Annotated in this window: 13 protein-coding genes and 1 rRNA gene; 4 read left to right on the top strand and 10 right to left on the bottom strand. The window is 59.1% G+C overall.

What is annotated here, in order from left to right:
* From WCA10_RS00535 to mtnB, 5 genes are all read right to left on the bottom strand, one after another.
* A 16S ribosomal RNA gene (locus WCA10_RS00535) occupies positions 1-122 on the bottom strand; the annotation flags it as partial.
* 840 nt (positions 123-962) lie between these two features.
* A complete protein-coding gene (locus WCA10_RS00530) occupies positions 963-1655 on the bottom strand; it encodes a MarC family protein (protein WP_472820523.1) in 693 nt (230 codons plus the stop codon).
* 44 nt (positions 1656-1699) lie between these two features.
* The gene (gene mtnC, locus WCA10_RS00525) at positions 1700-2461 is read right to left on the bottom strand and encodes an acireductone synthase (protein ID WP_472820522.1); all 762 of its coding nucleotides are present in this window, start codon (positions 2459-2461) and stop codon (positions 1700-1702) included.
* Positions 2458-3027, bottom strand: coding sequence for a 1,2-dihydroxy-3-keto-5-methylthiopentene dioxygenase (locus WCA10_RS00520; RefSeq protein WP_472820521.1), 570 nt, complete (start codon positions 3025-3027; stop codon positions 2458-2460). Before WCA10_RS00520 ends, mtnC begins: the two co-directional genes overlap by 4 nt.
* Before the next feature lie 100 nt (positions 3028-3127).
* Complete coding sequence (gene mtnB / locus WCA10_RS00515) at positions 3128-3730, bottom strand: methylthioribulose 1-phosphate dehydratase (RefSeq protein ID WP_472820520.1); 603 nt, start codon at positions 3728-3730, stop codon at positions 3128-3130.
* Positions 3731-3840: 110 nt separating this feature from the next.
* Between mtnB and WCA10_RS00510 the strand changes: the two genes are divergently transcribed.
* From WCA10_RS00510 to WCA10_RS00500, 3 genes are all read left to right on the top strand, one after another.
* Positions 3841-5586 (top strand): VWA domain-containing protein, encoded by a 1746-nt coding sequence (locus tag WCA10_RS00510; RefSeq protein WP_472820519.1) that lies wholly within the window; start codon positions 3841-3843, stop codon positions 5584-5586.
* 54 nt (positions 5587-5640) lie between these two features.
* Positions 5641-6399 (top strand): RNA methyltransferase, encoded by a 759-nt coding sequence (locus WCA10_RS00505; protein WP_472820518.1) that lies wholly within the window; start codon positions 5641-5643, stop codon positions 6397-6399.
* 98 nt (positions 6400-6497) lie between these two features.
* Positions 6498-7853, top strand: coding sequence for an energy transducer TonB (locus tag WCA10_RS00500; RefSeq protein WP_472820517.1), 1356 nt, complete (start codon positions 6498-6500; stop codon positions 7851-7853).
* Between the two features lie 9 nt (positions 7854-7862).
* On the opposite strand, the gene WCA10_RS00495 is transcribed toward WCA10_RS00500, so the two are convergent.
* On the bottom strand, positions 7863-8255 hold the full coding sequence (locus tag WCA10_RS00495) for a VOC family protein (RefSeq protein ID WP_472820516.1): 393 nt from the start codon (positions 8253-8255) through the stop codon (positions 7863-7865).
* Positions 8256-8257: 2 nt separating this feature from the next.
* Positions 8258-8428 carry a hypothetical protein gene (locus tag WCA10_RS00490; protein ID WP_472820515.1) on the bottom strand — a complete coding sequence of 57 codons (171 nt, stop codon included), beginning with the start codon at positions 8426-8428 and terminating at the stop codon, positions 8258-8260.
* A gap of 689 nt (positions 8429-9117) precedes the next feature.
* Between WCA10_RS00490 and WCA10_RS00485 the strand changes: the two genes are divergently transcribed.
* Positions 9118-9450 carry a superinfection immunity protein gene (locus WCA10_RS00485; RefSeq protein ID WP_472820514.1) on the top strand — a complete coding sequence of 111 codons (333 nt, stop codon included), beginning with the start codon at positions 9118-9120 and terminating at the stop codon, positions 9448-9450.
* A gap of 381 nt (positions 9451-9831) precedes the next feature.
* Here WCA10_RS00485 and WCA10_RS00480 read toward each other — a convergent pair whose 3' ends face one another.
* The 3 genes from WCA10_RS00480 to WCA10_RS00470 form a co-directional block, all read right to left on the bottom strand.
* A complete protein-coding gene (locus tag WCA10_RS00480; protein WP_472820513.1) occupies positions 9832-10062 on the bottom strand; it encodes a hypothetical protein in 231 nt (76 codons plus the stop codon).
* Positions 10063-10098: 36 nt separating this feature from the next.
* Positions 10099-10449 carry a hypothetical protein gene (locus tag WCA10_RS00475; RefSeq protein ID WP_472820512.1) on the bottom strand — a complete coding sequence of 117 codons (351 nt, stop codon included), beginning with the start codon at positions 10447-10449 and terminating at the stop codon, positions 10099-10101.
* Positions 10446-10714, bottom strand: a 269-nt coding sequence (locus WCA10_RS00470) for a hypothetical protein (RefSeq protein ID WP_472820511.1), incomplete at its 5' end; no start/stop codon positions are given. The genes WCA10_RS00470 and WCA10_RS00475, both read right to left, overlap by 4 nt.

Below are 10714 nucleotides of genomic sequence, written 5' to 3'. Positions count from 1 at the left end.
TCACGTGTTACTCACCCGTGCGCCACTTTACTCATGGTATTGCTACCACTTTCTCGTTCGACTTGCATGTGTTAGGCACGCCGCCAGCGTTGATTCTGAGCCAGGATCAAACTCTCGTTTGAAACCTAGTTTGTCTAGCTACCCGACGGAGGTCGGGAGTTTCGACTACGCCCGCGCAATCACTGCGCAGGGCATATTACTTACCTTGTGAGAAGATCAAGCCAAACCTGATCGTTTCTCACGACTGGCACGTTCAACCTTATTGTCAAAGATCCTTTAAGAGCGGTCCGCCTGAGCGGTGCCCCTTTTGGATCGAGGCCCGGACTGTGACGTCAGGGTTGTCCTCGAACTTATTGCGCCTTGCCAATTTCTCGCTTGCTAGCGGTCACCGGCATTTTTGCGCGAACCTTCTAAACCTATCGAAGTTCCGATGTCGTGTCAAGCCAGGATTCTGTGGGAATCAAGCTTGCAACTCTTTCACCTTCGGCAGGCAGTTTTTCCTGCCTATTCGATCGACGTAGCGACGGAGGATTACCCGCCGCAGAAGGTCGCACTGCGCAAAATATCAAAGAGCGACCGGCATCAAATGCCTGGCGCCACAAAGGCGCACGAAAGGGTTTTTCCTCTCGGGTCATGCAATGGGTTTGTTCTCTGCGGGATTCCCTACAGGGGCTGGATGAGCTTACGCTTCCTATCCGCCCTACGAACCGGCTTCCCACTTCCCCACTCGGGGCAGGCCACAAAGGCCACCGGGAGGCTCCACTGCTACTTGTACAACTTTCCAAGAGTAGCACAGGCCACTCTTCAATGCAAATCGCGAATTGCCTTATTCTTAGCGCTCTTGCGCGACTTCCTGAGCATAACAACCGGCCCGTGCTCTTGCAACTCACAAGACCTGTGGAAAGGTTCTCAATTCTGTGGGAAACCTCTCACGCCCGCGCCAGATCAGGGTGTCAATCTCCCTAAGGCCGCGAAATAATCCCCAAATCCGTCAGCCCATTCACGAAAAACTGCATGGCCAGCGCCACCAGCAGCAATCCCATGATTCTCACCAGGATGCGGATACCTGTTTCCCCCAGCACCGTCTTCACCCTGCCCGCACCCGCTAACACCAAATAGCTGATAAAACAGGTGATAGCGATCGACCCCAGCACCGCCCCCATCTCCCAGCGCCACATGCTGGGAGCCTGCCCCACCAGCACCATCACCGACGAAATCGCTCCCGGCCCCGCCAGCATCGGGATTCCCAAGGGCACGATGCCTGCATCTTCCTTTGCCGCGCCCTCTTCGGTATCACCCTGTGCCTCCTGCGTGGGGGAGCGGCGTGCCTCCAGCATGTCCAAGCCAATCAGCAGCAAAATCAGCCCGCCCGCAATCTCGAAGGCCGGCAGCGTAATCCCGAACATTCTGAAGATCAACTGCCCCGCCAACGCAAAGCTCGTCAGCACGATGAAGCAGGTCAGCGCGGCCTTGCGCGCCATTCGTTTGCGGCGCGCCGGATCGACGCTCTGCGTGATCGCCAAAAACGAAGGAATCGCCGCGAACGGGTCCACAAGAAAGAAGATGGAGCTGAGCGCCAGCACCGAAAAACGCACAATGGGCGCGGTGCGGATCTCGTTCAACGCGGCAGCGGCGGGGTTGGTCCAATCGAGCATAGCCTTTTGATTCCCTACCCCTATTGGCTGATTCGTGGAAGGACTTAAAGAACAGTGAAGCTCTTGATGCGGCGGTGACCATGCGCATCGTCCACCGGTATATTTCCCTCGCGCATCACCAGGCGCGTGTGGCACCCAGCCTCGCGAGCTGGATCGAGTTCCCTCACCACGTCTGAGAAAAACATCACTTCGCCCGGTTCGCATCCCATCGCCGACGCAATCGATTCGTAGCTTGCCTTCACCGTCTTCGGTCCCGTGCGGGTATCGAAATAGCCCGAAATCAGCGGCGTCAGATCGCCGAAACTGGAGTGCCGAAAAAGCAGAAGCTGGGCCGCGACAGAGCCCGAAGAAAAAATCGCTACATGAGCGGCCGACGACCAGCGCTCCAGCGCCGAAGGCACGTCGTCAAACAGCGTTCCCGTCAACTCATCCGATTCAAATCCGCGTTGCCAGATGCGCCCCTGCAGGCTTTTCAGCGCCGTCGACTTGCGGTCCCGGTCCATCAACCAGTTCAAGTATGGAATCGCTTCATCCCAATATTCCGGCGTCGCAAACTTCGGAGCAGTCGGATCGGTTTCAGCGCCATTCTCCTCGGCCAGCATCGCAAGATCGCTTGCCACCCCTGGGTCTCCGACATGTGCCTGCAGGAACCTTTCAAAGCGCCCTCGCGCATAGGGAAACAACTGGTCGTAGATCAGCGAAAGGGGCGCCACAGTTCCTTCAACATCCAGGAGAAAAAGCTTCGGCGCTCCCAACGACGGGTTCTTGTCGTTGGGGTGATTCTTCGGCGGCTTGGCCTTGGTCATGGGCGAATGCCAATGGCGGCGCGCGGCCCAAAATATGCGGGACCGAAACACTGCGGCTGGTAGCCCTGGTCGACGCCGGAGCCGGTATAGTGCGGCGTCCACCCAGCCGTATCCTGGAACCAGCGAATGGCGCGAATGCGGCGATCTTCGCAGAGCGTGAACCAGTGTGTGGTGCCCCGCGGCACGCGCAACATATCGCCGGGACCGACCTCCACCGAAGCCACCCGCCCCGCAATGTTCAGGAAAAAAATTCCACGGCCGAAGAGGATAAACCGCACTTCGTCTTCGTCGTGCGTGTGTTCCTTGTCAAACTTCGCCAGCATGACTTCGAGATTCGGCGTGGCCGGATTGACATCGATCACATCCGCAGTCACATACCCGCCGCGACGCTTCATCTCTTCAATTTCGTCTGCATACGCCGCAAGAACCTCATCGGCGGTAGCGTCCGCGCCAACACGATCCAGATTCCAGCGTTCGTAATCGATACCCAGTGCCGCAAGCTCAAGGCGAATCGCCGGCTCGCCGTCAATCTGCCGATCCTCTTTGGGGAAACGAAGAACTGCCATGACCTGCACTCCTTGTTGCAGAAAGTACACGCGTCAGGGCACGACTTGAGTCGTGCCGCGAAAGGTCGAAAAGTGATGGGGCTTTAGCCCCTGATGCATTTCATGGCTGGCCAAACAGCCGCCGTCCCTCCGCCTCGAAGAGGAATTCGAGGGCCTCCAGGTGACGGCGTGCTTCAGCCACCGATTCACCCCAAGTATAAAGCCCATGGCGGCTCAGTAAAACCCCATGCGCATCGGGATAGGCTCGTAGAACTTCTTCGAACTCGATTGCAAGTACCTCATATTTTTGTGAGTTTTCAATGATAGGAATCTTCTCGATATGTTCATGAGTTGTGACCCCTGATAGGCCCTTCAGCAATTCATACCCCTCGATGATGATGTAACCCCGCGGATCAAAGCGTGCGGAAAGCAGCGTATTCCATATCGTATGAACGTGCAGAATCGCACGCGCATGGGCGCGCTCCCGATAAATCACCGTGTGCAAGCTCGTCTCCGCCGAGGGCCGGCCGCGTCCGCCGAGCACGCTTCCATTCATATCGATTTCCAGCAGATCCTGCGGGACAAGCACACCTTTATCCAGACCTGTCGGCGTAATCGCAATCCGGCTTCCCCAGCGCACGCTGAAATTCCCGCTCGTCGCCGGCGCCCATCCCCGCGCATAGCATTCGCGTGCTGTAGCGCAAAGCTGTTCGATTTCCTGCATCTCCGAATGCGCTTCCTCGACCATAGGTGAAAGCAGTGTAGCAATCCCATTCCGCAACCGCGGAGCAATCGTACCTGTCAGATATACTTAGCCGTTCCGCGGAGGCAGCATTGCAGAACCGCTTCGTCTTACTCGCCCTCCTCTCGCTTTTCATCCTTCCACTCCACGCCCAGAGCAATTCCAGGGATGCCCCGCAGAATGTGCCCGTGCTGAAAACTACCACGCGCGCCGTGGTCGTCGATATCGTGGTCACAGACAAAGGCGGAAGCTCCGTCGGCGGGTTGCAGCAGCGCGACTTCTCGGTTCTGGAAGGCGGCAAAGCCCAGGCGATCGACTTCTTCGAAGAGCACAAGGCAACGAGTGCGGCCCCCGCTGCGATGCCGCAGTTGCCGCCCAACGTCTACAGCAACGAGCCCGCCGTCGCTCCCAACGAAGCCGTCAACGTTCTTCTGCTCGATAGCCTGAACACCGAAGAAGCAGACCAGACCTACGCCCATAAACAGATCGAGGGATTTATCGGCAACCTGCAACCCGGGATGCGCGTCGCCGTCTACACCCTGAACGCGCGCCTGAGGCTGCTTCAGGGGTTCACCTCAGATGGCGCGCTGCTCCGGGCGGCAATCGAAAGCAAAGCTGCGGCTCCCGGGACGACGATAGTCTCGCGCAGCCGGCAGGACGACCTCTTCGATAAGGAAGCCGTCACGATGGCTGGAGACCCGCAATCGGCAATGGCAGTAGGGCGATCCCAACGCGAATATGCCGGTACGCAGCAAAGTCAGACCGCATCGCTCACGCTCGCGACCTTGCAGCAACTGGCTCGCGCGCTTTCGGCTATTCCCGGCCGCAAAAACCTCATCTGGATCGCAAGCACTTTTCCTGTAGCGCTCTTTCCTGAGGGCGACAACCGCGCACTGCTAACGGCCTTCCACGGACATGAGTTGCCGGCAGCTTTGCGTGAAACCGTGAACATGCTCACGCGGGCTCGGGTCGCGTTATACCCCGTATCGGCGCGGGGACTCCTGGACGATCGCACCATGAATGCGGACTCGAGTGGTCAGCCCAACGGCGACAACTTCGAAACAAATCCATACAAGGAATCGCCTGCAATCCGCGCGACAACTGCAACCATGGACCAGTTGGCCATCGATACCGGCGGCCAAGCCGTTTACACCACCAACAATGTGGCGGCTGACTTGACCCGCGACATCCAGGATGGCGCACACTACTACTCCATCTCCTATACCCCTTCAAACGAAAAGACAGATGGAGCGTTTCGTCGCATCGAAGTAAAACTCACCGAGGGCAAATACAAGCTCGCCTATCGGCGCGGATACTACGCCGACACCGGTTCAACGCAGGCCGCACAGCAACCCCCCGATCCGTTGGCTCCGCTGCTCTCACCGGGAATGCCCGCTGCAACACAAATCATCTATCGCATGCGCGTCATTCCCGAAGGCCCTCCAGCAGCGGGAGCAGCCAGAGCCGGCGGCAATGCAAAATTGGCCGCCCCGCTCACGCGCTTCAAGATGATGTTCCAGATTCCTGCGGACAGCATAAGTTTCGCCAAGTCCGACAGCGGAACCAACGACGCCCGGATCAGGGTGGCCATGGTCGCATACGGCCACGACGGCAAACCTGTGAACTGGACCGGCGGCCTCATGATGCTGAAACTCAGCGAAGCCCAATATGCAAAGGCGCAGCAAACCGGAATCGCGGCCCCCATGGAAATCGACCTGCCGAATGCAGAGGTCTCCCTCGCCACCGGAATCTTCGACGTGAACACCGAAAAAGCAGGCACCCTCCAGATCGCGATGAATCCCGCCTCGGTCGGCTCCGCAACCTCACCCTGGCGGTGACTTTGATTCTCGCCGGGTGATCACTGCCGACCGCCGCAGTTTTACAATCGTTCTTTGCTCACCGAATCTCAACGCGAACGCATTCAAGTGATTCTCGTCTCGCCGCGGAATCCGCTGAACATCGGAGCGGTCGCGCGCGCCATGGCGAACTTCGGATTCACGCGCATGCGCGTCGTCGCCCCGTATGAACCCCACTGGCGCGAAGCTCGATCGGCCGTAGGTGCGCCGCAGTTGCTTATTGACGCACAAGAAACAGCATCCCTACCCGAGGCCATTCGCGATTGTTTGCTTGTACTGGGAACCGGCACCCTCACCCATCGCAAACCGGAACAGCCCGTGGTGCGCCTTGATCAACTCGCACCGCTGATGACCGAACCCCTGCGTCGAGGCGAACGCGTCGCGCTCATCTTCGGACCGGAAAAACACGGCCTGACGCGCGAAGACCTTTCGTACTGCCACATCCTCGTCGAGATCCCAACTGACCCGCGCCAGCCCTCCATGAACCTGGGGCAGGCCGCCGCCGTCTGCTTTTACGAGTTGGCAGCGCGTATTCAAGTCGACAGCGTCGGCCTGGAACCGCCCCAGGATGCCGAAGAGCCCGCACCCACCTCGAGCAATCTGGACGTCCTGGCCAATCTGATCGAAGAGGTCATGACCTCCACCAACTACTCACCGAAGACGATGCAGGCAGCCAATCGCCATGACCTCCGGCTCATGTTGAGGCGACTGCACCTGAATGCAGCCGACACCCGCAGGGCGCTTGGATTCTTCCGGCGCATCCTGTGGCGCCTCAAACGCGGACGGCACACGTAACGTTACATTTTGATGGATCAGTCACTTACAAAACGCGGACATCCTTTCCTACTGCAATCACAATCTTGGTAAATTATGGCAAGACGAAAGGTAGCCGGATGCGCACGTTCTTCGACACTCTTCGCAAGTCCCTGTGCCCCCTGCATCGCATTCATGTGCCCCAGGCAGCTTGCGGGGTCGCAGTGCTCTTTGCCATAGGCGTGACTGCGCATTGCCAGTCGCCGGCCCCTGACCAAAGCCCCTCACTCGCTCAAGCGCCTGCTCAGTCCACACAGGCTCCTGCCTCTCAGCCCGAAGCAACCATCCCCGCAACGTCTACCGAACCGGACACTCACACCCTTCCCGCGAAAGACCCCATCCTCAGCCAGGGAGCTTTCACCGTCCAAACCGTCGCCGGCGCCATCAAAGAGGACCAGCTGAAGCAATTGCTGGTCGGCAAGACCATGTATCTGCGGGCCGGCTATCAGAACAACAATCTCGAATTTGATGAACACGGGCGATTACTTGGACATTCGCCCCAGGGCTCTTTCACCCTGAGCCAGATCCAGATCAACAAGGTAAAGCTGTCGAAGCACAAGCTTGAACTCCAAGGCGATCGGTACGCGCTTCACTTTCTGGGAGCCGCACCCTACGAGGATCCGACGGCAGCAACGGACAGGGTAAAGATCACTCCGAAAAAGAAATCGGTGCGCATCTCCTTCGTCCGCGAAGAGGTCGAGAAGCCAAAGAAAAAGGACAAGAGCGAACACAAAAAGCATAAGCATCACGCAAAGGACGACGAAACGGATACCGCAAGCACCCAGCCGACGACTACAGGCTCTGACACCTCCGATTCTCCAGTTTCGCCGGCGCGAGGCGATCGCCCATTCGATAAGAAGGGGGCAATGGCCGCGTCTGAGGCCCAGGCTTCCCAGCTCCTTTTGAGCGCGCTGGACAACGTCTTTTCGGTAGGAATTGATGCGCGCATGATCGCGGCCATGCCGGATTTTTGGAAGCTTTACTACCACGCGGCCGCCGAAAAGGCCGATTACAAGCCGACCGATCCCGGAGTGCTTCGCCAGGGCGCAGTCGACCAGAAAGCAAAGTTGATTTCGGCGCTCGATCCACCGTCGAACGAGTTCGCGCAGGCCAACGGCGTTGCCGGAATCGCCCTGTATCACGCAGTGGTTGGCAGCGACGGCAAAGTCCAAGAGGTCGTTGCGGCCCGGCCCATCGGCTTCGGTTTGGATGAAAGCGCCGAGCAGACCATTCGCAAGGCGACTTTCCAGCCCGCTGTCAAAGACGGCAAGCCGGTTCCGGTCGCGCTGGATCTCGTGGTCTCGTTCAGAATTTATTCGAAGCGCACTTCGCAGCCCGCTTCGCCCGATACAAGCCAAAAGCCGGAAACACCGGTGTTACCGGGACCCTACACCGTGGAAGCGGAGACCGCCCAGGCCTCGAGCCCCAACAACTGACCGAACAGACTACTGCCTTTCGCCGCTGGATTCCGCCGCGTGCCGAGGCTCCCACAACTCGATCCGATTGCCTTCCGGATCCCATATCCACGCGAAACGCCCGTACCCGTAATCTTCGCGATTGGGATCGATGCGAACATTGGCGGCCGCGAGCTTCGCCAGCAGTTCATCCAGGTTGTCGACGCGAAAGTTCACCATCGCCTGCTGCGATCCTTCACCGAAATATTGCGTGCTCTCGGGAAAATGCGCGAACACCGTCATGCCTGTCGACTCCGGCCCGTCAAAGGCCAGAGAACCGCCATCCTGCGATGGAATCCCCAGGTGCTCGGCGTACCACGCGGACAGCTTTTTCGGGTCGCTGGCCTTCAGAAACACGCCGCCGACTCCCACCGCTTTGGCCATGATTATTCCTCCTGCTGAATGATCTGCTCCAGCTTTGGCTTGTGCTTGGCCCGGCGGCCGGTTCTGGGCGTGTCCTCAACAATGCGCGCGGGCTTTGGCTGACCCACGAGCTCGCGCGCGTTGGCCTTGACGGCCTTCGTAGCCGAGAATTTCCCTGGTTTGCGCTTCGTCATTGCAAGGTCGAGTATGGAGTAAGTCAACCCTGATTGTCTAAGTTTTTGAATTGTGTGTGTGTGGCTGTGTGTCCAGAAAATTTGTGGACACCTTGCGAATTTTGAACGCCGCGGTCGGTGCGGCTGTGTCCATGGGGCGTGGACACTCACACGCTTGCACAATCGTGTTGTGAGCGCGTGCACGTGTGTCCTCGTTTCGCACAGTACATTGGTCTTGGTTCGTGGATGCGCGCACCAGTTGCCGACAGTACATTAGTCTTGGTTGCTCTGGGAAAGCAGGGGGGATGGCATCGGAATGAGCAGGCGTGGGGTTGCGCTTCTTTTCATCGGACTTGGTGAAAACTCGTTGCTTTGAAAGGGCATGGCTTCAGCCATGCCATAAGCAGCAAAATATCATTGTCGGCTTTAGCCGCCGAGGGACGCTTTCAAGCTTTGTCCGCATTCTGAGAGCCGCGCGGAGCGCGGCCCTTTTGCTTTTGTTTCTCGCCCAGCCCCGGAATAGTTGGACACCACGCACGCGCGTCAAGGCTCGGGACGACGCGCCAGCGCTTGGCCGTGAGGCGTGTGGTGGATCACAACGCCTCGCGCGCGGTCGCCGGAATCGTTTTTGCATCATCAAATTAGGACGTTATTCGGTTGTTTGCTGATAGCCGTGGAGCTAGACTTTCGCCGTAGTTTGGGGGTGGCACATGAGTCATCTGTTTCGGCTCTTCGCTGCCGCTGGTCTCGCGGCCTTCGCTGTCCTCGTGATCGTAGTCGGCCTGGCCCGGCACAATGCTGATCTGCTAGCGCCGTTTAACTTTTTTGCGCTTATTGTTTTCATGGTGCTGTATATAGTGCCAACGGCGCTCGCTCTTTACCGAAATTGCCGTGCGACCGCATGGATCGCAGCGCTGAATATCCTGCTGGGATGGACTCTGTTCGGCTGGGCGATTGCGTTGGGTTGGGCCGCAAGCGGCAAGGTAGCAGAGGTTCATCCCACGCTTCCTTCGCCTCCGGGACCGGCCCTGCAGGGCCATTGATGGCGTAGCGTTCGTTACATCGCGTCAGCGCCCTTGGCGCTCGTGTCAGTTGCGTCACAGCAGGTCGCGACGGTCGAGGACGGTCGGCTAGTCTGCGGCGGGCGACGGGAGTGAGCGCAGCGAACCGTATGCCGGAGGAGCGCAGCGACGGCGGCATAGCGCCGGGGGCCACGCCGCCGAGGGACGGCCACGCCGAGACAGCCGCGAGGAGGAGCACGGCGCAGGTGCTTTTCCTGCGCCGTGCGACGAGGAGCAACACCATGCGCGCAGCGTGGCCGGGACGCGGCGAGCCCGACCGGAGCGTAGCGCAGGGAGCACCGCGTATAGGCTGGTGAGTTTGGTGTATCTATGGTTTTTTATTCGGGGCGTGTCCTGGCTGGACTACGTGGACTCCGACCAATCGTCGCTTCGGGCTGAGTCTGGGCCCTCGCCAGCGCCGATATGCTCGCCTAGCGTATTGTCGATCATCTCCTCGAAGCTGCGAACGACATGGCGGCAGATTAAGCAAGTCTTGTAGTGGGGATGTTCCTCGATTGATTCGTCAGAGGCGAGCAGTGCGCAGAGGTGGCGCTGGAATTCCAGGCAAGTGAGCTGGTTTGCATCTTCGGGCATGGGCGCTCCCGTGCGTCGAGTCTAACAGAATCTCGATCACAGCAGGTCGCGGCGGTCTAAAACGTCGGCTAGTCTTCTTCGGGCGGCGGGGAGCATGTAGGCGAGTGTCCTGATGCTGCAGCCGAGGGCGGCGGCGGTGGCGGCGTGTCCGGCGCGGTCACGGTAGGTCATCAAAAGGGCGAGCTGGTGGGTGGTGTCCAGTGTGGCGAGTGCTTTCTCGAAGTCGATCACTCGGACGTTGCGGGCGTCGGCGTCTGTCTCTCTTCGTTCGCGCCACCCGACGCACGTCAGTCGGGTGGTGCGTCCGCACTTGAGGGCCTTGGATTCTACGGCCCACTGGCGAAGTCGGAGGATGGCTAGTACCTGGTCGGACGGGATTCCGCTCATTGGTTGTTGTCCTCTTGTGTGGGATCCGTGTTGGGGTAAGTGTGGAGTGCGGTAATTGCTTCCTCGACTTGCGCGAGGGGCATGCCGATGGCTTCGGCGATTTCGTGGGCGATGTGCTGATTGAGGGAGAGGGGCGGTGGGGGTGGCTGAGGGTCGGCGAGCCATGCGGCGGCGGCGGCGGCGGGCGTCTCAGCGCGCGCGTTTTTGCGGTCTGCGGGGTCTACTTCGGCGAGGGGTTCCACGGCGGGAAATATACCACAGGTTG

Source organism: Occallatibacter sp. (assembly GCF_049582745.1).
Taxonomy (GTDB): Bacteria; Acidobacteriota; Terriglobia; order Terriglobales; family Acidobacteriaceae; genus Telmatobacter.
The sequence above is the reverse complement of the archived record's forward strand: the minus strand, read 5'-3'. Positions and strand labels throughout refer to the sequence as shown.

What these genes read in the sequence shown, in the direction of transcription:
- WCA10_RS00530 (WP_472820523.1), bottom strand. Translation starts at nt 1,655, where the DNA reads ATGCTCGATTGGACCAACCCCGCCGCTGCCGCGTTGAACGAGATCCGC.
- mtnC (WP_472820522.1), bottom strand. Translation starts at nt 2,461, where the DNA reads ATGACCAAGGCCAAGCCGCCGAAGAATCACCCCAACGACAAGAACCCG.
- WCA10_RS00520 (WP_472820521.1), bottom strand. Translation starts at nt 3,027, where the DNA reads ATGGCAGTTCTTCGTTTCCCCAAAGAGGATCGGCAGATTGACGGCGAG.
- mtnB (WP_472820520.1), bottom strand. Translation starts at nt 3,730, where the DNA reads ATGCAGGAAATCGAACAGCTTTGCGCTACAGCACGCGAATGCTATGCG.
- WCA10_RS00500 (WP_472820517.1), top strand. Translation starts at nt 6,498, where the DNA reads ATGCGCACGTTCTTCGACACTCTTCGCAAGTCCCTGTGCCCCCTGCAT.
- WCA10_RS00495 (WP_472820516.1), bottom strand. Translation starts at nt 8,255, where the DNA reads ATGGCCAAAGCGGTGGGAGTCGGCGGCGTGTTTCTGAAGGCCAGCGAC.
- WCA10_RS00490 (WP_472820515.1), bottom strand. Translation starts at nt 8,428, where the DNA reads ATGACGAAGCGCAAACCAGGGAAATTCTCGGCTACGAAGGCCGTCAAG.
- WCA10_RS00485 (WP_472820514.1), top strand. Translation starts at nt 9,118, where the DNA reads ATGAGTCATCTGTTTCGGCTCTTCGCTGCCGCTGGTCTCGCGGCCTTC.
- WCA10_RS00480 (WP_472820513.1), bottom strand. Translation starts at nt 10,062, where the DNA reads ATGCCCGAAGATGCAAACCAGCTCACTTGCCTGGAATTCCAGCGCCAC.
- WCA10_RS00475 (WP_472820512.1), bottom strand. Translation starts at nt 10,449, where the DNA reads ATGAGCGGAATCCCGTCCGACCAGGTACTAGCCATCCTCCGACTTCGC.